Source organism: Actinomadura rugatobispora, assembly GCF_055379765.1.
In genome coordinates this window covers 1,567,972-1,588,077 of record NZ_AP029191.1, presented here as the reverse complement: position 1 = coordinate 1,588,077, position 20,106 = coordinate 1,567,972, and the positions used below count along the sequence as shown (strand labels likewise).

The following is a 20,106-nucleotide window of genomic DNA, read 5'->3' as shown; positions in this document are numbered from 1 at the left end:
GGCCCCGGAGCCCGCCGGGGCGCCGCTCGCGCTCGCGGGCCCGCCTCCGCGCGACCACGGCCCGGATGGGGTACACCTGGAGGCATGGAGAGCACCGTGGTCCAGGTGGCCACCGGGAAGCGGGAGGTCGTGCACGACATCACGGGCGAGTGCGAGCGTTTCGCCGCCTCGCGGGGCGGCGACGGGCTGCTGCACGTCTTCGTGCCGCACGCCACCGCCGGCATCGCGATCATCGAGCTGGGGGCGGGCAGCGACGACGACCTGCTGGCGGCGCTGGGCGATCTGCTGCCGGCCGACGACCGCTGGCGGCACGCGCACGGCTCCCGGGGCCACGGCCGGTCGCACGTGATGCCCGCGCTGGTCCCGCCGTACGCAACGGTGCCCGTGCTGGGCGGACGGCTCGCCCTGGGCACGTGGCAGTCGGTGGCTCTGGTGGATCTGAATCTCGACAACCCCGACCGTCAGGTACGGTTGACGTTTCTCGCGGGATGAGCCCGCGTTGTTACGCTCGGCAGGTGTCCATTGACCACCGAAGCCGTAATCGGTCCCATGAGGCCACCAAAAGCCGGGCAGACACTTGCGCTGGGGCCGTCTACTTGTGTGGACTGTCCCGCAAAACCCGAACCAGTGCGGAGGGGTCGCCACCAGGGCGGCACGGAATCGCAACTGGCGGACTACCGACCATGGGAGGACTTTCGTGAGCGCGACCGCGGGTCAGGCGCAGTCTGAGCGCAGCCTGGCCGAACGGCTCGGCCTCAAGGCGGGCCAGGTGGTGCAGGAGATCGGCTTCGATGACGACGTCGACGAGGAGCTCCGCAACTCCGTCGAGGCCGTCACCGGGAACGAGCTGGTCGATGAAGACTACGAGGACGTGGTCGACGTCGTGCTGCTGTGGTGGCGTGAAGAGGACGGTGACCTCTTCGACGAGCTCACCAACGCGATGGTGCCCCTGACCGGTGGCGGCCACATCTGGCTCCTGACGCCCAAGGCGGGCCGGGACGGCCACGTGGAGCCGAGCGACATCGGCGAGGCCGCCCAGACGGCGGGTCTGGCCCAGACCAGCAGCGTCAGCGCCGCCAGGGAGTGGTCGGGCACCCGCCTGGTCGCCCCCAAGGGCCACAAGTGAATTCTTGAGGTCCTTGCCGCCCGCCGCCCCGACGGGGCGGGATGGCAGACTGGCCCCCGTAGGACGAACTCCACCCCCGCAGGCGAGCGGGGGAATCGACCCGCGGGAGAGGCATGGCGGTTGAGGTAGGCGACGTCGCACCGGACTTCGAGCTGAAGGACCAGCACGGCACCCCGGTGAAGCTGTCGGATTTCCGGGGCCGGAAGAACGTGGTCCTGGTGTTCTATCCGCTTGCGTTCAGCGGCGTCTGCACGGGTGAGCTCTGCGCGATCCGCGACGAGCTGCCCACGCTCGGCGGGGACGACGTCCAGGTGCTCGCGGTGTCGGTCGACTCGATGTTCGCGCTGCGCGCCTGGTCCGACCAGGAGAAGTACCAGTTCCCGCTGCTGGCGGACTTCTGGCCGCACGGCGGCACCGCGCAGGCGTACGGGGTCTTCGACGAGGAGAAGGGGCTGGCGCTGCGCGGCACCTTCGTCATCGACACCGGGGGCGTCGTGCGCTGGAAGGTCGTCAACGCCATTCCCGACGCGCGGGACCTCGACGAGTACCGCAAGGCGCTCGCCGGACTCTGAGTGATTCCGGGCCGGCCCGCCTGACCGCCCGTGCCCGCCGCGCGCCCTTGTCCGGGCGCCCGGCGGGCAGGCGGCGGCGGGCCTCCGGCCCCCGCACCCCTGGAGGTGTGATGCCCTGCTTCCGATGCGGGGCGCGGCAGACCGACCCCGTGCGCGGCGCGAGCCCGTGGAAGCGCGGGGTCCGCGCCGACCGGCAGGTGCTGATCTGCCCCGGCTGCCAGGCCGCCCACGACGGCTCGGCCCCGCTCGACCACTGCGACGCGTGCGGATCGGTGGCGCTGGGCTGCCGGCTCGGCGAGATCGAGTGCCGCGACTGCGGCCACACCCGCGAGGCGGTACGGGACGACGCGGCGGGCGAGGCGTCGCCCGCCGGCGATCTCGTGCCCTCGGGCGCCCATCCGGCCGATACCGGCCTGTCGGAGGAGGTGGCCGCGGCGCTGACCCGCTTCTTCAAGCGGTCGCCGGGCGCCTGAGAGCCCGAGGCCGGGCGATTCGGGCGATCGGTGGGGTCCGGCCGGTGTCGGCCGTTCTGGGGGTTGACGTCTTATTTGTCGGGTGCCACGCTGCGACGCACATCCGCGAGCGAGCGACGGGGGGTCCGACGATGCCGTTCCTCGTCATGCGCGTGGTCCACCGGATCGCCGCCCGGGCCTGGCGCGCGCCCGCCCTGGTGCTGCTGGCGGCCGCGGTGCTCGGCTGGCTGCTCATCGCCGCGTTCGAGAAGCCCGGCGCCGAGATCAGGGACCCGCCGCACTACCTCTGGTACTTCTTCGTCAGCGGCACCACCACCGGCTACGGCGACCTGTACCCGGAGACCGCCGGCGGCCGGATCGGCGGCGCGGTCGTCATCGTGGCCGGGCTGACCGCCGGGCTGATGCTGTTCGCGGAGCTGACCCTCTGGATGGCGAAGGGCAGGACGATGAAGGCCAACGGGCGGGCCCGGCTGCACCACCGCCGGCACATCGTGATCATCGGCTACGAGCGGGACGGGCTGCGCGCGATCATCGGCCAGCTGCGCGCCGATTCCGAGTACGCCAAGACCCCGGTGGCCACCGTCTTCTGGCAGGAGCAACTGCCGGGCGACAACCCCGACCCCGAGCTGTACGACGTCGTGCTCTTCGACGACACCGCCTACGAGCGGGCCCGGCTGGAGGACGCCCGGACCGTCCTGGTCGCGGGGCGCAACGACGACGAGACCGTCCGGGTGATGCTCGGCGTCAACGCCTACCTGCGGCGGCACGGCGGCGCGCCGGTCCATCTGCTGGCCGGGGTGCACGACGGCGGGCGCCGCGCGGAGATCACCGAGGCGCTGGATCTGATCGGCGGCGGGATCGAGCCGGTGGACCTGGACGATCCCGCGGTGGTCGCGGTCGCGATCCGCAATCCCGGGATCGCCTCGATCTACCACAACCTGGCCAGCACGCTGGACACCGACTCGACGCTGTTCCGGGTGGACGTGCCCGAGGGGGCGGGCGAGTGGCCCCGGCTGGAGCTGGCGATCTTCCTGCTGCGGCGGGGCAGCACGCTGCTGGCCGTGGGGGACTCGCACCGGCCCAACGCCAGGTTCCGGCTGGCCGCCGAGCCCGGGGACACCGTCCGGGGCGGGCAGTCGCTGGCGGTGGTGGCGCCGGACCGGCCGGAGATCCCCTGGCACGAGCTGTCCGAGGGGACGGTCGTGGGCGCCGTACAGGCCATACAGGCCATACAGGCCATACAGGATTGAGCGCCGGGAGACGGGTTCCGAGGGGGTGAGCCAGGAGGGCACCTCTGGCGCCCACCGAGGTGTCCTCCTGGCTCGCCGCGGTCGCGCGGCCCGGAAGGGCAGGACCGGGGCCTCCCCGCGCGTCCGCGGAATCGGGGATCCGGACGCTCCCCGTGCGGGGAGTCCGGGCGCCGGGCGGTGGCGGGTCGCCGCCGTGGACGGCGTGGAGCCGGCGTTTCACCACCGCCCGGCGGGTCTTCGGGCCGCGGGCGCCGTCAGGCGGCCTGGCGGCGGTCGGCGTCGAGCAGGTGGTAGAGGAGCAGCAGCTGGGTGATGGCGAGGGGGTCGCTGGTGCCGTTCTCGCCGAAGCGCCCGAGCGCGCCGGGGTCCAGGGCGCCGTTGCCGGCGCGGGGTCCGAGCCGTTCCCAGATGGCCTTCTTGACCACCTGCGACTCGTCGGGGGAGACGTAGCCGTGGACGTGCAGGGCGTCCACGGGGCGGCCGTCGGTGTCGCGGTGGAGCCGCAGGTGCATGGCGGTCTCGCCGCCGCCCGGGTCGGCCTCGCCGACGACCCCGCCGAGCTCGGGGTGGTCGATGGTGGGACGCAGCAGCAGCTCGGCCGAGAGCGGCGTGTCCGGCGGGTCGTGCCGTTCGGCGACGGGCGCGAACCGGACGACGATGTCGGCCCACCTGCGCTGGGGACGGATGTAGGCGGCGCTCTCGGGCTCCCGCCGGGCCAGTTCGGCCGCGACCTGCTCAGGGGTGTAGCCGCGCTTCTCGCAGTCGCGGCGCACCTTCCACGCGTGCCGCAGCCGTTCGGGCGGGTCCAGGTAGACGGTGATGTCGAAGCAGGCGCGGGCCAGCCGGGTGTGCAGCGGCAGCAGCCCCTCCACGATCACGAAGTCGCGGGGCTCCACCAGTTCGGGGCGCACCAGAGCCCCGGTCGCGTGGTCGTACACGGGTTTGAGGATCGGCTCGCCCATGGACAGCAGTTGCAGGTGCTGCTCCATGATGTCGACGTGGTTGCAGTCGGGGTGCAGCGCCGTGAAGGGCTTGTCCCTGCGCTCGGCCCGGTCGTAGCGGTGGTAGTCGTCCACGCAGACCGCGGTCATCCGGTCCGCCCCGAGACACTGCACGAGCCCCCTGGTCAGTGTCGTCTTGCCCGCGGCGCTGTCCCCGGCGATGGCGAGCATGACCGGGCGCCGGCCCGACCCGCGCGCCCGGAGCATGTGCACGATCCGATGGGGCACCTGTGTCCTCCGTCCGGCGGGGTTCGCGTTGTCGTGAAGGACGCTAGGGCGGCCGCCGGGCTGGTGCGTCCCCCAATCAGGTGAGTCCGGGGGTGAGACGCCGGCACAGTCTGCCCGGCTACCTGTCGACTACTGGCCGGAGGGGCCTACTGGCGAGTAGCTTCCGGTTGTTATCGTGCCGGAATGGGCCCCCCTGTGCGCGTCGTCCTCGTCGACGACCACGAGATGATCCTCGCCGGCCTGCAGGCGATGCTGGCCGGTTTCGCGGGACGCGTGCGCGTCGTCGGGCAGGCCGGCACCTCCGACGAGGCCACCCGGCTGGTCACCGGCCTCCGTCCCGACGTGGTCCTGCTGGACGTGCGGCTCGGCCAGGAGAGCGGGCTGGACCTGTGCCGGGTGATCACCACCCGGGTGCCCGAGGCCCGGGTGGTGTTCCTGTCGGTGTACGACGACGAGCAGTACGTCTTCGAGGCCCTGCGCGCCGGCGCCGGCGGCTACCTGCTCAAGCGGGTGGACGGCTCGGAGCTGGTCCGCCGCCTGGAGGAGGTCACCCAGGGGGAGACCGTCGTCGACCCGACCCTGGCGGGCCGGATGGCGGTCACCGCCGCCCGCCTCACCCGCGGCGAGTTCTGGCCCGGCGCCAACCGGGGCCTCACCCAGCGCGAGAGCGAGGTGCTGTCGCTGCTGGTCGGCGGGCTGTCGAACAAGGCGATCGCCTCGCGGCTGGTGCTCAGCGAGGAGACGGTCAAGAGCCATCTGCGGGCGCTGTACCGCAAGCTGGAGGTGACCGACCGGTCGGCGGCGATCGCCGTCGCCCTGCGCGAGGGGTTGTTCCGGTGACCGCCGCCGGGGCGGAGGCGGGCGCCGCCGTGCCGGGGCCGCTGGAACTGCTGGCCGGGCGCGGGCGCGACCTGCTGGTGCGGATCGTGACCGTCGCCTGCTCCGACCGCGCCCTGCCGGAGATGGCCGCGGAACTGGCCGGGCTGGTCGTGCGCTCGTCCCGCGAGCTGGCGTTCTGCGACGTGTACGTCCTCGACGAGGACGAGCGGGCCCTCCGGGGGCCGGGCGGGCCGCCGGTGCCGCTGGGGGAGGGCGACGTCGGCTGGGCCGCCGCGCACGGCCGCACCCGCGTGCACGCCGACGGCCGGGGCGTGGCGGTGCCCGTGCACAGCGGCCGGTCCACGATCGCGGTGGTGGACGTGCGGTCCGCCGGGCGCTGCCTGCCCGAGGACGTGGTGCTGGTGACCGCGCTGGCCGAGCTGTTCGCGCCGGTGCTGTGCTCGTGCCGCCGGCTGCGCGCCGCGCAGGAGCGCGAGCACGCCGCCGAGCGGTTCGCGGAACGGGCCGTGGAGGTCCAGGAGGCCGAGCGGTCGCGGCTCAGCCGGGAGATCCACGACGGCATCGCGCAGCGGCTCGCCGGGCTGGGCTTCCACCTGTCGGCGGCCGAGGGCGCGCTGCCCGACCACCATCCCGAGGCGCGCCGGCAGATCCGGCACGCGCGGGAGCTGTGCGAGCTGGCCGCCGCCGAGACCCGCGCCGCGATCGGCGGGCTGCGGCCGCCGGTGCTGGACGACCTCGGCCTGTCCGCGGCGCTGGCCACCCTCGCCCGGGAGGTCGGCGGCCCGCCGCCGCGCGGCGACGGGCTGGACGTGACCGTGGCCGTGTCGGGGGAGCTGGAGGACGCGCTGCCCGACCACGTCCAGACCGCGCTGTACCGGATCGCGCAGGAGGCCGTCGGCAACTGCGTGCGGCACGCGTCCGCGTCCTACGTGGACCTGCTGCTGGAGCACGACCGCGAGCGGGTGCGGCTGGTGGTCAAGGACGACGGCGTCGGTTTCTCGATCCAGGACGTGTACGCCTCGCGCGGCGGCGGCCGGGGGCCGGGCCGCCGTCCCGATTCCTACGGGCTGCGCGGCATGGCCGAGCGCGCCGAGCTGCTGGGCGGACGGGTGATCGTCAGCAGCCGCAGGGGCGTCGGCACGACCGTCGAGGCCGTGATCCCGGTGCCGCGCTCCTAACGGGCCGGGGGTTCCAGGACGCGGAAGGTCAGCCCGGCGCGGTCGAGCCGTCCGATGAGCGCGTCGCCCATGGCGACGGCGGTGGTGACCTGCCCGGAGGTCGCGGGAAGGTCGTCGTGGGCCAGGCACAGCGCCGACTCGGCCAGCATCTTGGCCGTCTCGCCGTAGCCGGGGTCGCCGCCCGCGACCTCGGTGACGACCCGTTCGCCGCCGCCCTCGCCGGCGAACTTCACGCTGAACCAGTTCCGCGCGCGCCGTTCCGCCGAGGGGCCCTCGCCGGGCGCGGTGGCCAGCCGCAGCAGCAGCGACCGGGTGGGCGGCAGCTGCGCCAGCCCGATGACGGCGCCGAGCCCGCCGGCCAGGCCCGCGGCGGTGGCCAGGTGTTTGACGGCGACGTACTGGCCGTAGCTGAAGTCGGGGCCGTAGCGGTCGAGCGCGGCGGCCGAGCGCGCCACGATCCGCGGGTCCAGGGTCGACATCGGCAGCGTCCAGCCGTCCCCGACGCGGGTGCGCGGGACGGGCCGCGCGGAGACCCGGATCCGGCGGCCCTCCGGCCGGGGCTCGATCCGGCGCCGCTCGCGCTCGGCCCGCAGCATGCCGGGGACGTCCGAGAAGATCCCGATCGCCGAGTGCAGGGTGCCGCCGGACACCTGGGCGCTGGCCCGCACGAAGCCCTCCACGTGCAGCGGCACGCCCTCGGGCAGCCGCTGGACGGTGTAGTACACGCCGAGGTCGTAGGGGATGGAGTCGAAGCCGCAGGCGTGCACGATCCTGGCCCCGGTGCGCCGCGCCTCCTCGTGGTGGAGGACGTACATCCGGTCCACGAACGTGGGCTCGCCGGTCAGGTCGAGGTAGTCGGTGCCGGCCCGCGCGCACGCGGCCACCAGCGGCCCGCCGTGCTTCTCGTACGGGCCGACGGTGCTGATCACGACGCGGGCGGCGCGGGCGACGGCGTCCAGGGAGGCGGAGTCGGTGCTGTCGGCGTGCAGCAGCGGCAGGTCCTTGAGGGCCGGGTCGATCGCGGCGAGCCGCGCGCGGACCGCCTCCAGCTTGCCGGGGTTGCGTCCGGCCAGCGCCCAGCGGGTGGCCGGGCCGGCGTTCGCGGCCAGGTACTCGGCGGTCAGCCCGCCGGTGAAGCCGGTGGCGCCGAACAGGACGATGTCGTAGGGGCGGTCGGGGTCGTAGGGGCGGTGGGGCGAGCCGTCGGCGGTCATGGCAACCTCTCCTTGCGTCGGACTGAATCCGATTCTGTCGCGGTCGCCGTACCCGTGGGGTCCCCGCCACGCGCATGTGGGGCATTCCGCCCAAGCCCGCATACGATGTCCGACGGGCGGGGCAGGGGAGGGCGACGTGACGATTGGCGCCGCGGCGATGGGCATCGCCGCTCTGGTGCTGCTGGGCTGGGCGCGCTTCCTGCCGGCCGGGCCGGGCTCGGCGGCGCGCTGGAGCCGGACCGGAGTGATCATGATCGCGGGCAGCCTGCTGCTGCTCGCCCTGGCCGTCTGGATGGCCTCCTCGGCCGGTTAGCGGTTCTCCGGCGGGGTTCCCTCTGGAGCGGTCCAGCCGGGGGCGTCCAGCAGATGCCGGACGAACAGCAGCGTCGTCGGCGTGGGCTCCGGGCCGCAGACCGCGTGCCACGGCCGGTCCAGCGGCATCCCCGGCGCGTCCACCACGACCAGCCGGCCCGCCGCCAGCTCGGCGCCCACCGCGTCCCGCGACACCAGGGCCACGCCCAGCCCGGCCGCCGCCCCCGCGACCACCGCGCCGTTCGACCCCAGCACCAGGCTCGGCGGGTCCACTCCGCGCTCGGCCAGATACGCCTCCGCCGTGACCCGCGTGCCCGACCCCGGCTCCCGCATCACCCACGGCGTCACGGCCTCCGCGAACCCCGCCGCCAGCTCCGGCGCCGCCACCACCACCAGCTCGTTGGGACGGCGCGCCAGCACGGTCGCCGCCGCCCCCGCCGGAGGACGCCCGGCCAGCACCAGATCCGCCTCGTGCGCCCCCAGGCTGCCCCACACCCGCCGGCTGGGCCCCACCTCCAGCGCCAGCTCCACCCCCGGCCACCGTCCCCGGAAACCCGCCAGCAGACCCGGCAGGACCTGGTCGGCGGCGGTCGTCACGGCCGCCAGCCGCAGCGTGCCGCGCCCCGGATCGGCCGCCCCGCGCGCCGCCGCCCGGCCCTGGTCGAGCAGCCCCAGGACCCGGCGGGCGTACGCGGCGTACACCGTCCCCGCCTCGGTCAGGGCGACCCCGCGCCCCACCCGCCGCACGAGCGGGACGCCCAGGTCCCGTCCCAGCGCCGCCACCGAGGCCGACACCGCCGACTCGGTCACGTACAGCCGCCGCGCCGCCTCCCGCACCGACCCGGTGTCGGCCAGCGCCACGAACGTCCGCAGCCGCGCCTCCGTCACCCCGCCCGACCTCCTCGATCAACTGATCACTTGATGATGACCGCAGAACACTTGATGGACATCGCAAGTATGGGCGCGGCACCCTCGAACCGCCAAGCGACCGGCGAACCAAGGAGCGGACGAATGAGCGCGGGCAGATGGTCGGCGGGCGTGATCCCGTACGCGGAGATGGGCTACTGGCGCCCGGACTACCAGCCGAAGGACAGCGACATCCTGGCCGCCTTCCGGATCACGCCGCAGCCCGGCGTGCCCCCGGAGGAGGCGGGCGCGGCCGTCGCGGGCGAGTCGTCCACCGCCACCTGGACGGTGGTGTGGACCGACCGGCTCACCTCGTACGAGAACTACCAGGCCAAGTGCTACCGGGTGGAGCCCGTCCCCGGCCAGGAGAACCAGTTCATCGCCTACATCGCCTACGACCTCGACCTGTTCGAGGAGGGGTCGATCGCCAACCTCACCTCGTCCATCATCGGGAACGTCTTCGGCTTCAAGGCCCTCAAGGCGCTGCGCCTGGAGGACATGCGGATCCCGACGCACTACGTCAAGACCTTCCAGGGCCCGGCGCACGGCATCGTCATGGAGCGCGAACATCTCGGGAAGTTCGGCCGCCCCCTGCTCGGCGCCACCGTCAAGCCCAAACTCGGCCTGTCGGCCCGCAACTACGGCCGCGTCGTGTACGAGGCCCTGCGCGGCGGCCTCGACTTCACCAAGGACGACGAGAACATCAACTCCCAGCCCTTCATGCGCTGGCGCGACCGCTACCTCTACTGCATGGAGGGCGTCACCAAGGCGCAGGCCGCCACCGGCGAGGTCAAGGGCCACTACCTCAACGTCACCGCCGGGACGATGGAGGCGATGTACGAGCGCGCCGAGTTCGCCAAGGAACTCGGCAGCGTCATCGTCATGATCGACCTGACCATCGGCTACACCGCCATCCAGTCGATGGCGCACTGGGCCCGCGCCAACGGCGTCCTGCTGCACCTGCACCGCGCCGGGCACTCCACCTACACCCGGCAGAAGAACCACGGCGTCAGCTTCCGCGTCATCGCCAAGTGGATGCGGCTGGCCGGCGTCGACCACATCCACGCCGGGACGGTCGTCGGCAAGCTGGAGGGCGACCCCAACAGCGTCGCCGGCTTCTACGACACCCTCCGCCGCGACACGATCGCCGCCGACCCGGTCAAGGGCCTCTACTTCGACCAGGAATGGGCCTCGCTGCCCGGCTGCATGCCGGTCGCGTCCGGCGGCATCCACGCCGGGCAGATGCACCAGCTCCTGCACTACCTGGACGAGGACGTCATCCTGCAGTTCGGCGGCGGCACCATCGGCCACCCCATGGGCATCGCCGCGGGCGCCGCCGCCAACCGCGTCGCCCTCGAAGCGATGATCAAGGCCCGGAACGAGGGCCGCGACTACCTCGCCGAGGGCCCCGACATCCTCCGCGCCGCCGCCAAGCACAGCCGCGAACTCGACGTCGCCCTCGCCACCTGGGGCGACATCACCTTCACCTACGAATCCACCGACACCCCGGACGTCCTCGACACTCCTGTGAGTCTGTAATGCGTATCACCCAAGGCACCTTCTCCTACCTGCCCGACCTCACCGACGAGGAGATCACCGCACAGGTCGCCTACGCCCTGCGCAACGGCTGGCCCTGCTCGATCGAGTTCACCGACGACCCCCACCCGCGCAACTCCTACTGGGAGATGTGGGGCCTGCCGATGTTCGACCTCACCGACCCCGCCGGCGTCCTCTACGAGGTCAACGAATGCCGCAGGGCCTACCCCGGCCACTACATCCGCCTCAACGCCTACGACGCCCGCTACGGCAGGCAGACCACGGCCCTGTCGTTCATCGTCCAGCGGCCCGCCGAAGAACCCGGCTTCCGCCTGGACCGCGAGGAGACCTCGGACCGCCGGGTGCGCGTCCGCGTCCACCCCTACGCCCTCGACCGCCCCCAGGGCGAACGGTACCGATGAGCGAACGCCCCGGATTCGGCATGCGCCCGTCCGAGAACGGCGGCGAGGAGGCCCCCGAACCCCTCCCGCCCGACGCCGTGGTCGACCTGGCCCGCGAACGCGCCGACTCCCACATCGACGGGGTCCTGGACGCCCTGGACTCCGAACTGGTCGGCCTGGCCCCGGTCAAGACCCGCATCCGGGAGATCGCCGCGCTGCTCCTGGTCGACCGCGTCCGCGCCCGCTTCGGCATCGACTCGGGCCGCCCCAACCTCCACATGTGCTTCACCGGGAGCCCCGGCACCGGCAAGACCACCGTCGCCACCCGGCTCGCCGAACTCCTCCACCGCCTCGGCTACGTCCGCCAGGGCCACCTGGTCTCGGTCACCCGCGACGACCTGGTCGGCCAGTACGTCGGCCACACCGCCCCCAAGACCAAGGAGGTCCTCAAACGCGCCATGGGCGGCGTCCTGTTCATCGACGAGGCCTACTACCTCTACCGGGCCGAGAACGAGCGCGACTACGGCCAGGAGGCCATCGAGATCCTCCTCCAGATCATGGAGAACCGGCGGGACGACCTGGTCGTCGTCCTGGCCGGCTACAAGGACCGGATGGACGCCTTCTTCTCGTCCAACCCCGGCATGAGCTCCCGCATCGCCCACCACATCGACTTCCCCGACTACGAGCCCGCCGAACTGGAGGAGATCGGCCGCCTCATGACCCGCCGCGAGGGGTACCGCCTCGCCCCCGACACCGAACCCGTCTTCCGCGACTATCTCGAACGCCGCCGCGCCCAGCCCCGCTTCGCCAACGCCCGCTCCGTCCGCAACGCCATCGAACGGGCCCGCCTCCGGCACGCGAACCGCCTGATGGCGGGGGGCGGCGAGGTCTCCCGGGACGACCTGACCACCCTGCGCCCCGAGGACTTCCGGGCCAGCCGCGTCTTCGCCCGCTAGCCCCCGCAGGAATCTGGCGGCAGATCGCAGGCTTTAGTCTTGAGACTGTCGACATGAACATGTGGGGGAGACGGTGCTAAACCCTGAGGATCTGTACGAGCTTGACGCCGACCTGCCGGAGATGGCGGGGCCGGTGCTGCTGCACAGCCTCGACGGCTTCGTGGACGCGGGCTCCACGGGTCAGCTGGTCCGCGAGCACCTCCTGGACTCCCTGGAGCACCGCGTGGTGGCCCGGTTCGACGTGGACTCGCTGATCGACTACCGGGCCCGCCGCCCGCTGATGACCTACGACCGCGACCACTGGTCCTCCTACGACGCCCCGGAGCTGGTCGTCCACCTGCTGAGGGACGAGGTCGGCAGCCCCTTCCTCTTCCTGACCGGCCCCGAGCCCGACCGGCTCTGGGAGGGCTTCACCGCCGCGGTCCGCGTCCTGGTGGAGCGCCTGGGCGTCAGCCTGGTCGTCGGCTTCCACGGCATCCCGATGGGCGTTCCGCACACCCGCCCGGTCGGGATGACCTCGCACGCCACCCGACCCGAGCTGATCACCAAGAACTCGTGGTTCGACAAGGTCCAGGTCCCCGGCAGCGCCGCCGGGCTGCTGGAGTACCGGCTGGGCGAGTCCGGCCACGACGCCCTCGGCTTCGCCGTGCACGTCCCGCACTACCTCGCCCAGTCCGCCTACCCGGCCGCGGGCCTGGCCGCCCTGGAGGCCGTGGTCTCCGCCACCGGCCTGGTCGTGCCCACCGACGCCCTGCGCAAGGCCGCCACCAAGACCGACGCCGAGATCGCCGAGCAGGTCGCCGGCAACGACGAGGTGGAGAAGGTCGTCCGGGCCCTGGAGCAGCAGTACGACGCCTTCGCCGGAGCCGCCGAGCGGGAGAACCTGCTGGCCGAATCCCAGGACATGCCGACCGCCGAGGAACTGGCCGCCCAGTTCGAACGCTTCCTCGCCGAACAGGACGGTCCCGACTCGTCCCAACCCTAGAATTCCGTTTCGCGCCCGCCCCCCGCGACCGGGTACGCTTGCCCGGTCACGGGGGCGCGTAGCTCAGGGGTAGAGCACTCGCCTTACAAGCGAGGAGTCGGCGGTTCGAAACCGTCCGCGCCCACATGCCGGGTCGCTGTGGTCGGCGCTTTCGCGCCCTCCCGGCGGCCCGTGGCCTTTTACGGGACGGGCGGGGGCAGGGGGCTGGTGCGGAGCAGGGTCGTGGCCTTGGTTAGGGCGGGGTACGGGTCCGCGGCGGACGGCGGGGTCTCGTCGGTCCATTCCCAGGGGGAGCCGTCGCCGGAGGGGGCGGCCGGGGCCCAGCGGCAGAAGGATGCGCCGCGGAAGGTGCTGTGGCCGACGACGAGGCGGCCGTCGTAACGCCGGGACGGCTGCGCCTCGTTCAATTCCTGAAGGGCGTCGAGCACCTCGCCGCAACGGCTCAGCATGGTCTTGACGGCGGCGGTCGACTCTTCCTTGTCCATGTAGACGCCGCCCCAGCCGGTCTGGGCGAAGACGGCGAGCGGCCCCATGACGAGGTGATAGCTGATGGCGTAGGAGTTCGCGCCGTGGCCCGCGTGCGAAACGGCCATGTAGTCCTCGACCCGGCCGCTGAGCGCTTCGAGCACGTAGTCCTGGAACATGTACATGCCCATCGGGTCGATGTCGCGCGTGGCGTACACCCACTCTCCGCGCTTCTCGACCAGGGACTCCATTTGCGCCGGGACGGGCGGCGCCCCGAGCCCGGCCTCGTCGAAGAGGCGGCGCATCTCGTCGACGCCGCCCTCCTGCCGCTCGGAAGAGGCCCTGCGCTTCACGCTCGCTCCTTTCGCCGGTGGGGCAATCCTGCCGCATTCGGGAACGGTGCGCGGGACCGTTGATCGGATCGTGGTGCTGGAGGCGGACAGGGCCGGCGAGATGTACCGTGATCTCGTCGTCGCGCAGGTCTCCGCCGACCGAAATCCGGCGATGTGAGCAGGCTCTCACCCTTGTCCGGGCAGGTCAGCGCCGGTTTAACATGCCGTTCACATAAGGGCAACAGGTCCGAAATGGCAGATTGTCAGCCTCGTCAGGGCCGATACCTGGACGAGAGGGACCGACGTTGAGCTACAAGGCCGAGTACATCTGGATCGACGGCACCGAGCCCACCGCGCGGCTCCGTTCCAAGACCAGGATCCTGGCGGACGGTGCCGACCTGCCGGACTGGGGTTTCGACGGCTCCAGCACCAACCAGGCACCGGGTGACAACTCGGACTGCGTGCTCAAGCCCGTCTTCACCTGCCCCGACCCCATCCGCGGCGGCGACCACAAGCTCGTCCTCTGCGAGGTCTTCCTGGTCGACGGCACCCCGCACCCGACCAACACCCGCGCCGGGCTGCGCCCCGTGGCCGAGAAGTACGCCGCCCAGGACTCCTGGTACGGCATCGAGCAGGAGTACACCTTCTTCAAGGACGGCCGCCCGCTCGGCTTCCCCGAGCGCGGCTTCCCCGCCCCCCAGGGCATGTACTACTGCGGCGTCGGCGACGACGAGGTGCACGGCCGCGACATCGTCGAGCGCCACCTCGACGCCTGCCTCGACGCCGGCCTCAAGGTCTCCGGCATCAACGCCGAGGTCATGCCCGGCCAGTGGGAGTTCCAGATCGGCCCCGCCGGCCCCGTCGAGGTCGCCGACCACCTGTGGGTCGCCCGCTGGCTCCTCTACCGCGTCGCCGAGGACTTCGGCGTCGCCGCCACCCTCGACCCCAAGCCCGTCGAAGGCGACTGGAACGGCGCCGGCGCCCACACCAACTTCTCCACCAAGGCGATGCGCGAGGGCTACGACGCCATCATCACCGCCTGTGAGGCCCTCGGCACCAAGGTCCAGGAGCACGTCGCCGGCTACGGCGCCGGCGTCGAGCGCCGCCTGACCGGCATGCACGAGACCGCCCCCTGGAGCGAGTACAGCTACGGCGTCTCCAACCGCGGCGCCTCGGTCCGGATCCCCTGGCAGGTCGAGGTGGAGAAGAAGGGCTACATCGAGGACCGCCGCCCCAACGCCAACGTCGACCCCTACGTCGTCACGCGGCTGATCACCGGCACCTGCTGCGAGGCCCTGGAGAAGGCCGGCCAGGTCTGACACGAGCCCGGCCGCGCCGAGCGCGGCCGACGAGCCGAGGGGATCCCGGGGCGGGGCGCTTCCGGGGTCCCCTCGTTCCATTAGGTCAGGGGGCGGCGGCCGGCCAGGCCCAGGTCCGTGCGGTGGTACCAGGCCAGTTCGGGGTCGCCTTCCAGCCAGCAGAGACGGACCGAGCGGCCGTCCAGGACGGCCGGGAAGTCGATGAGGAAGGGCGCCAGGCCCTTGACCTCGATGCCCTGGTCGGTGAACCAGGCGATCTCCTCGTCGAGCCTCGCCTCGGCGGCCTTCACCTCGGGGATGCCGCCGCGTTCGGACGCGCCGCGGGTGCGCAGGTCCAGGGTCAGTTCGGCGAGGTCGGCGCGGAGGCGCACGATCTCGGCCGCGTGCTCCTTCACCTCGGGGATCAGGGCGCGTGCCTCGGTGACGGTGAACTCCCGTTCCGCGGTGTCCATGATCTCTCCAGAGGTCGGTGTCGTGTCGCCCGCAACGTTACCCAGGTGTGGCGGAACTGCCGCCGCCTTATCGGTGTTTTTCCCGATAAGGCAGGACCGTTCCAGGGGAGAATGGTGAACGGCAAGGGCGGGGGAGGCGCTCCCTGCCCGGAGGGAGGCACGCGATGTCGACCACTCTGACCGAGCCCGAACGGGCGAGGGCACTGTTCGCATCGCCGCTCCAGGAGTCGGGGCGGCCCACGCCGCAGCAGATCAGGGCCGTCGTGGAGGCGGCGCCGGTGGCGGCGGACTGCCTGGGGTGCGTGGCGCAGGAGGCGGGCGACCATCCCGAGGTCTACCTGCTCAGGATGCGCTGGGCGCTGCACGCGGTCGCCCAGGCATATGCGACCGAGACCGCCGGAGGGTGACAAAAACTCCACAAACCTCTGAAGTCACGTGGAGTCTCCCCGAGGGGACCGGGTAGCACTCGGGCATGGGGGAGACGCCGTTCGAGCCGTTCTTCCACGGCCCGCGGGGACGTGGCAACCGGCGCGGATCGCCGTTGCAGCGGTCGTTCCGCTGCCGTGCGGCGCTTCCTGGGGTGGTCGCCCCGATGGCCCGGTACGAGGAGTTCGTCCGGCTGCACGAGGCGTTCTCGGCCCGGCCGCGGGTGCACGCCCGGCGGCTGTGGCTGTGCGGGGCCGGGACGGCGATGGTCGTGTCGGCGCTGATGTTCGGGGGCGTGGCCCTCGTGCGCGGCGGGCTGGGGATCGACGCGCCGGTGTTCGTGGGGGCGCGGGCGAGTACGGAGACCGCGGCGCTGGCGTACGGGGCGTCGGCGTTGATCGCGACGGTGCAGGCGACGGCGCTGCTGCACGTGCTGCTCGCGGTGGCGGAGCGGCCGGTCCGGGCCTTCGCGTGCCTGGGCGCGATGGCGGTGACGCTGCTGACGCTCCTCCCGTTGACGCTGCGGATTCCGGCGCCGTCCGCGTGGGCCACCGCCGGTCTGAACCTGGTCGGGGGCGTCGCCCTGGTGGTGCTGCTGGCGGCCGTCGCGCGGGCCTGCGTGACGTGGCCGCCCGAGCGCCGCCGCAGACGTCTCTAGGGGACGACGGTGACCGGCCAGCGGCCGGCGCGGACGAGCCGTACCGCGACCGAGCCGATCAGCCGGTGCCCGGCCTGCATGGACGCGCCCACGATGACCATGTCGGCGCGGTTGTCGTCGGCGATCCGGGCCAGCACCGTGGCGGCGTCGCCGCGCTCCTGCACCAGCTCGTGCCGGACGGCGGGACCGCGCTCGATGGCCTGCTGGAGTTCGTCGCGGATCTCCCGGGCGATCTCGTCGGCCGCCTCCAGCAGCGCCGTCGCGCCGCCCGGGGTGAGCGTGGAGATCGAGGAGACCGGTGACACGTGCACCAGGATCAGCCGGGAGTCGTTGCGGCGGGCCAGGCCCCAGGCGTAGGCGCCGGCGCGCATCGAGGTGTCGGAGCCGTCGACGCCCGCCACGATCACCCTGGGGCCGTCTGTACCGAGCTCGAACGTCACCCGGCCAGCCTAGCGGCCGGTGAAGCGGGCGAGCAGGTCGTCCAGGTCGAGCACGCCGGTGGCCAGCGCCGCGTACATGTGGTCGACCTCGGCGTGGCCCAGTTCCCGGGCGATCCGCAGCGAGTCGCCGTGCGCCTCGGCGGCCAGCAGGTCGACCTGGTGTCCGGCGAGGGCCTGGAGGAGTTCGCGCCGCCCGGCGGCGGCGGCCTCCTCGGCGAGGCGGCGGTCCAGCGAGCGGCGGATGTGGACGCGGGCCGGGGCGGTCACCGCGAAGCGCAGCCAGTCCTCGGACGGGCCGCCGCCCGGTTCGGTGAGCACCTCGACCACGTTGCCGCTGCGCAGTTCGGCCGACAGCGCGGTCAGCCGGCCGTTGACCAGCGCCCCGATGCACAGGTCGCCGGTCTCGGGGCCGAGCGCGTAGGCCAGGTCGAGCGCGGTGGCCCCGGCGGGCAGCGCCACCACCTCGCCGGACGGGGTGAACACCGCGACGTCGCCGGGCGCCAGATCGGCGCGCAGGCTGTCGAGGAACGCCGCCGAGGGCGCGTCGGACTGCCAGGCCAGCAGCCGGCTCAGCCACACCAGATCGCGCCGCTCGGCGGTGGCCGCGCCCGTCCCGGCCTCGCGGATGTGGGCGACGATGCCGTACTCGGCGACCGGGTGCATGGCCCGGCTGCGGATGATGACGTCCAGCAGGTCGCCGTCCGGGCTGATCACCCGGGTGTGCAGCGACTGGTACATGTTGAACTTGGGCAGCGCGATGAAGTCCTTGACCCGCCCGGGGATCGGGTGCAGCGCCGAGTGCACCGCGCCGAGCGCCACGTAGCAGTCGCGCTCGCCGCCGTCGACCAGCAGCAGGAGCCGGGCGGCGTCGCACGGCCGCAGCCCGGCCAGGTCGCCCTCGCGCTCGCGGTGCACGGCGTACAGGTGGCGGGGCCGGATCGAGAACCGCCCGGTGATCCCCTGCTCGGCCAGCGCGGGGCGCAGCAGGCCCAGGGCGGGCCCGAACGCGGGTTCGGCGGCGCGCAGCGCGGACCGCACGGCCCGGTCGGCGGCCAGGTGGGCGTCCGGGTCGCGGGCGGCGAACGCCAGGTCGTCCATCTCCCGCTTGAGCATGTGGATGCCCAGCCGCTCGGCGAACGGCACCAGCAGCTCCTGGGACGCCTTGGCGTACCGGCCGCGCTTGTGCTCGGGCTGGAAGCCCAGCGTGCGCAGGTTGTGCAGGCGGTCCGCCAGCTTGATCACCAGGACCCGCAGGTCGGCGGCGGCGGCCAGCACGATCTTGCGGAACGTCTCGGCCTCGGCCTGGTCGCCCCAGCGCTCGCCGTCGAGCTTGGTCACCCCGTCCACCAGCACCGCGACCTCCTCGCCGAAGTCGGAGCGGAGCTGGCCCAGGGTGTAGGGGGTGTCCTCCACGGTGTCGTGCAGCAGCGCCGCCACCAGCGTGGCGGTGTCCATGCCCAGTTCGGCCAGGATGATCGTCACGGCGAGGGGGTGGGTGATGTAGGGCGCCCCGGACTTGCGGAGCTGGCCGCGGTGCAGGCGCTCGGCGACCTCGTACCCGCGCAGCAGCTCGGTCTCGTCCCGGCCCGGCGAGACGGCGCGCAGGACGGCCAGCAGCGGCGCCACGGCGGGCTGCGCGGCGGGGGCGGCCATGCGGTCGCGGCCCCGCTGCGGGACGCGGAAGCCGGTACGGGCGCGCGGGGAGGCGGCGCCGGGAGCCGGCGGGCTCCCCGGCGGAGTGATCGAACCTGCCTGGTTGAGGGTCGTCATCACGCACCCCGCTCGGCGGCCTGGCCCGCGGCGGGACGCTACGGGCCGTGACTGGCATTATGCGCGATGTCGCCGCGCCCGCGCGAGTGCGCGGCCGCTCGAATGCGGAATTTGCCTTCCCGGCGGTTCGTCGAGGCGAATTAACACGGGCTTCACAGCGCCGTGATCGCGGCTCCGGGACGCGGTGTGAGAATGCGGTCAGGAAGCCGGGGCGGGGCCCGCCGCCTGCTCCGCCCCGGCCCGTCGAACGGAGCTGGGACCTCGCGATGATCGTGTCACCCGGGAGCCTGCGGACCGCCGCGTCCAACCTCGCCCGCAAGCTGGTGTACGGGCATGTCGCCGATCTGCGCCCGACGCCCGCGCGGACGGTCGGGGCCGGGCCGCGCACCACGCCGGTGTACCGCTACCGCGGGCTCGAGGGGGTGGTGGCGGCCGGGCCGCCGGTGCTGCTGGTGCCGTCCCCGGCGGCGCCCGCGCGGTGCTTCGACCTGCGGCGGGGCTGCAGTCTGGCCGAGCACGCGGTGAACGCGGGGCGCCTCTGCTACCTGCTCGACCACGGCGCCGCGGAGTGGGCAGGGGAGGTGCTGCCGGAGGCGATCCGCACGGTCAGCCGGGACGCCTCGGGGCAGCCCGTGCAACTGGTCGGCTGGTGCCTGGGCGGGCTCTTCTCGCTCCTGGCCGCGGCCGATCCGGACCTGCCCGTCGCCTCCGTCGCGATGATCGCCACCCCGTCACGGGTGGTCGAACCGGGTCCGGTGCGCGCCGCGCGGCGGGTGAAACGCGATTACCGGACATTGGCCAATCTCGACAAGACCGAATATCTGGCGCAGGCCGAAGCCCTCGACCATTTCCACGCTTTGGCGGAGGCGGGTTCCGGGCGTCCCGCCCAGGAGGTGTATTCGGCCCTTCTGGGGGATGACGGCGAAATCGGGATCGCCCTGGACGCCGTCCGGGTGCCGGTTCTGGCCGTCGCGGGACGCGCCGACGCGCTGGCGCCGGTCACCGCCGTCCGGCCGTTCGCGCGGCTGCTGCCGAACGCGCCCGAGGTCCGCTTCGCGGCCGTGCCCGGCGGCCATCTGGGCGCGCTGACCGGGCTCGCGGCCAGGACGACCACATGGGCGCGGCTTGACCGCTGGCTGGACGAGGGCATCGTGCGCCACGGCATCCGCCCCCATCCGCGCCGCGCGCACGCGCGGCGCGCGAGCCGCCGGGGGCCCGCCACCGCCCTGTGAAACCTTCCCTGAGAGGCCGGGTGATCGTCGGTCA

Annotated in this window: 23 protein-coding genes and 1 tRNA gene; 17 read left to right on the top strand and 7 right to left on the bottom strand. The window is 73.1% G+C overall.

Annotated elements, in window-relative coordinates; genetic code table 11:
- Window positions 1-84 precede the first annotated feature (84 nt).
- The 5 genes from ACZ466_RS06500 to ACZ466_RS06480 all read left to right on the top strand — a co-directional run bounded on the left by ACZ466_RS06500 (window position 85) and on the right by ACZ466_RS06480 (window position 3,421).
- Window positions 85-492, top strand: a complete 408-nt coding sequence (locus ACZ466_RS06500) for a secondary thiamine-phosphate synthase enzyme YjbQ (RefSeq protein ID WP_378285726.1) — start codon at window positions 85-87, stop codon at window positions 490-492.
- A gap of 205 nt (window positions 493-697) precedes the next feature.
- Window positions 698-1,126 carry a DUF3052 domain-containing protein gene (locus tag ACZ466_RS06495; RefSeq protein ID WP_378285727.1) on the top strand — a complete coding sequence of 143 codons (429 nt, stop codon included), beginning with the start codon at window positions 698-700 and terminating at the stop codon, window positions 1,124-1,126.
- Window positions 1,127-1,239: 113 nt separating this feature from the next.
- Window positions 1,240-1,698, top strand: coding sequence for a peroxiredoxin (locus ACZ466_RS06490; protein ID WP_378285728.1), 459 nt, complete (start codon window positions 1,240-1,242; stop codon window positions 1,696-1,698).
- A 110-nt stretch (window positions 1,699-1,808) separates the two neighbouring features.
- Window positions 1,809-2,171, top strand: a complete 363-nt coding sequence (locus ACZ466_RS06485; RefSeq protein ID WP_378285729.1) for a hypothetical protein — start codon at window positions 1,809-1,811, stop codon at window positions 2,169-2,171.
- A gap of 131 nt (window positions 2,172-2,302) precedes the next feature.
- A complete protein-coding gene (locus tag ACZ466_RS06480) occupies window positions 2,303-3,421 on the top strand; it encodes a potassium channel family protein (RefSeq protein ID WP_378285730.1) in 1,119 nt (372 codons plus the stop codon).
- A gap of 254 nt (window positions 3,422-3,675) precedes the next feature.
- Here ACZ466_RS06480 and ACZ466_RS06475 read toward each other — a convergent pair whose 3' ends face one another.
- On the bottom strand, window positions 3,676-4,650 hold the full coding sequence (locus ACZ466_RS06475) for a phosphoribulokinase (RefSeq protein ID WP_378285731.1): 975 nt from the start codon (window positions 4,648-4,650) through the stop codon (window positions 3,676-3,678).
- Between the two features lie 183 nt (window positions 4,651-4,833).
- Between ACZ466_RS06475 and ACZ466_RS06470 the strand changes: the two genes are divergently transcribed.
- Complete coding sequence (locus ACZ466_RS06470; RefSeq protein ID WP_378285732.1) at window positions 4,834-5,490, top strand: response regulator; 657 nt, start codon at window positions 4,834-4,836, stop codon at window positions 5,488-5,490.
- A complete protein-coding gene (locus ACZ466_RS06465; protein WP_378285733.1) occupies window positions 5,487-6,668 on the top strand; it encodes a sensor histidine kinase in 1,182 nt (393 codons plus the stop codon). The genes ACZ466_RS06470 and ACZ466_RS06465 overlap by 4 nt, the downstream gene beginning before the upstream one ends.
- Here ACZ466_RS06465 and ACZ466_RS06460 read toward each other — a convergent pair.
- On the bottom strand, window positions 6,665-7,882 hold the full coding sequence (locus ACZ466_RS06460) for a saccharopine dehydrogenase family protein (RefSeq protein WP_378285734.1): 1,218 nt from the start codon (window positions 7,880-7,882) through the stop codon (window positions 6,665-6,667). The two genes, ACZ466_RS06465 and ACZ466_RS06460, sit on opposite strands and share 4 nt — an antisense overlap.
- A 136-nt stretch (window positions 7,883-8,018) precedes the next feature.
- Here ACZ466_RS06460 and ACZ466_RS06455 point away from each other — a divergent pair, with 136 nt between their 5' ends.
- Window positions 8,019-8,195 (top strand): hypothetical protein, encoded by a 177-nt coding sequence (locus tag ACZ466_RS06455; protein ID WP_378285735.1) that lies wholly within the window; start codon window positions 8,019-8,021, stop codon window positions 8,193-8,195.
- On the opposite strand, the gene ACZ466_RS06450 is transcribed toward ACZ466_RS06455, so the two are convergent.
- Window positions 8,192-9,082 carry a LysR family transcriptional regulator gene (locus ACZ466_RS06450; RefSeq protein WP_378285736.1) on the bottom strand — a complete coding sequence of 297 codons (891 nt, stop codon included), beginning with the start codon at window positions 9,080-9,082 and terminating at the stop codon, window positions 8,192-8,194. The two genes, ACZ466_RS06455 and ACZ466_RS06450, sit on opposite strands and share 4 nt — an antisense overlap.
- Before the next feature lie 123 nt (window positions 9,083-9,205).
- Here ACZ466_RS06450 and ACZ466_RS06445 point away from each other — a divergent pair, with 123 nt between their 5' ends.
- The 5 genes from ACZ466_RS06445 (at window position 9,206) to ACZ466_RS06425 (ending at window position 13,102) form a co-directional block, all read left to right on the top strand.
- Window positions 9,206-10,639: a form I ribulose bisphosphate carboxylase large subunit gene (locus tag ACZ466_RS06445; RefSeq protein ID WP_378285737.1), complete on the top strand. Its 1,434-nt coding sequence runs from the start codon at window positions 9,206-9,208 to the stop codon at window positions 10,637-10,639.
- Window positions 10,639-11,058 carry a ribulose bisphosphate carboxylase small subunit gene (locus ACZ466_RS06440; RefSeq protein ID WP_378285738.1) on the top strand — a complete coding sequence of 140 codons (420 nt, stop codon included), beginning with the start codon at window positions 10,639-10,641 and terminating at the stop codon, window positions 11,056-11,058. Before ACZ466_RS06445 ends, ACZ466_RS06440 begins: the two co-directional genes overlap by 1 nt.
- The gene (gene cbbX, locus ACZ466_RS06435; protein ID WP_378285739.1) at window positions 11,055-11,993 is read left to right on the top strand and encodes a CbbX protein; all 939 of its coding nucleotides are present in this window, start codon (window positions 11,055-11,057) and stop codon (window positions 11,991-11,993) included. Before ACZ466_RS06440 ends, cbbX begins: the two co-directional genes overlap by 4 nt.
- Window positions 11,994-12,066: 73 nt before the next feature.
- Window positions 12,067-12,978, top strand: a complete 912-nt coding sequence (locus ACZ466_RS06430; protein ID WP_378285740.1) for a proteasome assembly chaperone family protein — start codon at window positions 12,067-12,069, stop codon at window positions 12,976-12,978.
- Between the two features lie 52 nt (window positions 12,979-13,030).
- A tRNA-Val gene (locus ACZ466_RS06425) sits at window positions 13,031-13,102 on the top strand.
- A gap of 55 nt (window positions 13,103-13,157) precedes the next feature.
- Here the strand turns inward: ACZ466_RS06425 and ACZ466_RS06420 are convergent.
- Window positions 13,158-13,796 (bottom strand): hypothetical protein, encoded by a 639-nt coding sequence (locus ACZ466_RS06420; RefSeq protein WP_378285741.1) that lies wholly within the window; start codon window positions 13,794-13,796, stop codon window positions 13,158-13,160.
- Window positions 13,797-14,080: 284 nt separating this feature from the next.
- On the opposite strand from ACZ466_RS06420, the gene glnII reads away from it, so the two are divergent.
- Window positions 14,081-15,094: a glutamine synthetase gene (gene glnII / locus ACZ466_RS06415; protein WP_378285742.1), complete on the top strand. Its 1,014-nt coding sequence runs from the start codon at window positions 14,081-14,083 to the stop codon at window positions 15,092-15,094.
- An 80-nt stretch (window positions 15,095-15,174) separates the two neighbouring features.
- Here glnII and ACZ466_RS06410 read toward each other — a convergent pair whose 3' ends face one another.
- Window positions 15,175-15,546, bottom strand: coding sequence for a DUF2203 domain-containing protein (locus ACZ466_RS06410; protein ID WP_378285743.1), 372 nt, complete (start codon window positions 15,544-15,546; stop codon window positions 15,175-15,177).
- Between the two features lie 164 nt (window positions 15,547-15,710).
- Between ACZ466_RS06410 and ACZ466_RS06405 the strand changes: the two genes are divergently transcribed.
- On the top strand, window positions 15,711-15,953 hold the full coding sequence (locus tag ACZ466_RS06405) for a hypothetical protein (protein ID WP_378285744.1): 243 nt from the start codon (window positions 15,711-15,713) through the stop codon (window positions 15,951-15,953).
- A gap of 65 nt (window positions 15,954-16,018) precedes the next feature.
- Window positions 16,019-16,630 (top strand): hypothetical protein, encoded by a 612-nt coding sequence (locus ACZ466_RS06400; protein WP_378285746.1) that lies wholly within the window; start codon window positions 16,019-16,021, stop codon window positions 16,628-16,630.
- On the opposite strand, the gene ACZ466_RS06395 is transcribed toward ACZ466_RS06400, so the two are convergent.
- On the bottom strand, window positions 16,627-17,070 hold the full coding sequence (locus ACZ466_RS06395; protein ID WP_378285747.1) for a universal stress protein: 444 nt from the start codon (window positions 17,068-17,070) through the stop codon (window positions 16,627-16,629). The genes ACZ466_RS06400 and ACZ466_RS06395 overlap by 4 nt on opposite strands.
- Window positions 17,071-17,079: 9 nt before the next feature.
- A complete protein-coding gene (locus tag ACZ466_RS06390) occupies window positions 17,080-18,840 on the bottom strand; it encodes a RelA/SpoT family protein (RefSeq protein ID WP_378285748.1) in 1,761 nt (586 codons plus the stop codon).
- Between the two features lie 266 nt (window positions 18,841-19,106).
- Between ACZ466_RS06390 and ACZ466_RS06385 the strand changes: the two genes are divergently transcribed.
- A complete protein-coding gene (locus ACZ466_RS06385; RefSeq protein ID WP_378285749.1) occupies window positions 19,107-20,072 on the top strand; it encodes an alpha/beta hydrolase in 966 nt (321 codons plus the stop codon).
- Window positions 20,073-20,106: the final 34 nt, after the last annotated feature.

Excerpts from the sequence above, each read along its gene's own strand:
- ACZ466_RS06500 (WP_378285726.1), top strand. The coding sequence starts at position 85 with ATGGAGAGCACCGTGGTCCAGGTGGCCACCGGGAAGCGGGAGGTCGTG.
- ACZ466_RS06490 (WP_378285728.1), top strand. The coding sequence starts at position 1,240 with ATGGCGGTTGAGGTAGGCGACGTCGCACCGGACTTCGAGCTGAAGGAC.
- ACZ466_RS06485 (WP_378285729.1), top strand. The coding sequence starts at position 1,809 with ATGCCCTGCTTCCGATGCGGGGCGCGGCAGACCGACCCCGTGCGCGGC.
- ACZ466_RS06480 (WP_378285730.1), top strand. The coding sequence starts at position 2,303 with ATGCCGTTCCTCGTCATGCGCGTGGTCCACCGGATCGCCGCCCGGGCC.
- ACZ466_RS06470 (WP_378285732.1), top strand. The coding sequence starts at position 4,834 with ATGGGCCCCCCTGTGCGCGTCGTCCTCGTCGACGACCACGAGATGATC.
- ACZ466_RS06460 (WP_378285734.1), bottom strand. The coding sequence starts at position 7,882 with ATGACCGCCGACGGCTCGCCCCACCGCCCCTACGACCCCGACCGCCCC.
- ACZ466_RS06445 (WP_378285737.1), top strand. The coding sequence starts at position 9,206 with ATGAGCGCGGGCAGATGGTCGGCGGGCGTGATCCCGTACGCGGAGATG.
- ACZ466_RS06440 (WP_378285738.1), top strand. The coding sequence starts at position 10,639 with ATGCGTATCACCCAAGGCACCTTCTCCTACCTGCCCGACCTCACCGAC.
- cbbX (WP_378285739.1), top strand. The coding sequence starts at position 11,055 with ATGAGCGAACGCCCCGGATTCGGCATGCGCCCGTCCGAGAACGGCGGC.
- ACZ466_RS06410 (WP_378285743.1), bottom strand. The coding sequence starts at position 15,546 with ATGGACACCGCGGAACGGGAGTTCACCGTCACCGAGGCACGCGCCCTG.
- ACZ466_RS06405 (WP_378285744.1), top strand. The coding sequence starts at position 15,711 with ATGTCGACCACTCTGACCGAGCCCGAACGGGCGAGGGCACTGTTCGCA.
- ACZ466_RS06400 (WP_378285746.1), top strand. The coding sequence starts at position 16,019 with ATGGGGGAGACGCCGTTCGAGCCGTTCTTCCACGGCCCGCGGGGACGT.
- ACZ466_RS06390 (WP_378285748.1), bottom strand. The coding sequence starts at position 18,840 with ATGACGACCCTCAACCAGGCAGGTTCGATCACTCCGCCGGGGAGCCCG.
- ACZ466_RS06385 (WP_378285749.1), top strand. The coding sequence starts at position 19,107 with ATGATCGTGTCACCCGGGAGCCTGCGGACCGCCGCGTCCAACCTCGCC.